At 67.3% G+C, this 691-nt stretch carries 1 protein-coding gene; it reads right to left on the bottom strand.

All coding sequences use genetic code 11. The annotated features are described in order from the left end of the window. Positions 1–39: 39 nt before the first annotated feature. Positions 40–691, bottom strand: a 652-nt coding sequence (locus A5712_RS20250; RefSeq protein WP_197519452.1) for an Nramp family divalent metal transporter, incomplete at its 5' end; no start/stop codon positions are given.

Raw genomic sequence — 691 nt, 5'->3', positions numbered from 1 at the left:
CTGCACGCCAGCGTCGATCTGAGTCAAACGGAATTCTCGCTAACCCGCCACGGTCAGATAGATCAACACGACGTTGAGCACGCTGACCATCACCGCGACCGCCCAGCCGATGACCGTCGTGACGGGATGGTTCGCATCGGTACCCATCAGCTCGCGGTTGCTGGTGAGCCTGACCAGCGGAAGCACCGCGAACGGGATGCCGAAGGACAGCACGACCTGCGATATGACCAGCGCGCGGGTCGGATCCCAGCCGAGCGCCAAAATCGCGATCGCGGGGCACAGCGTCACCAGCCGGCGCACCAGCATGGGCACGGACAGATGGAGCAACCCCTGCATGATCATTGCGCCGGCGTAGGCACCCACCGACGACGACGCCAGGCCGGACGCGAGCAGCCCGATCGCGAACAGCACCGCGATCGTCGGCCCCAGGGTGTTGTGAATCGCGGTGTAGGCGCCGTCGATGGTCGCGCTTTCCTGGTGGCCCTGCAGGTTGATCGCGGCGACGAGCAGCATCGCCGCGTTGACCATGCCGGCGACAGCCATCGCCAACACGACGTCGAAGCGCGTGACGCGCAACAGCCAGCGCCGGTCGTGGCCGGCCTCGGGATGCCCGTGCCGGTCCAGCACCAGGCCCGAATGCAGATACACCGCGTGCGGCATCACGGTGGCGCCGAGGATGGCCGCGGCGAGC

The organism is Mycobacterium sp. E2327 (genome assembly GCF_001672675.1).
Lineage (GTDB): Bacteria > Actinomycetota > Actinomycetes > Mycobacteriales > Mycobacteriaceae > Mycobacterium.
Note: the sequence above shows the minus strand (reverse complement) of the source record. Positions and strands in the feature narration are given on the sequence as shown.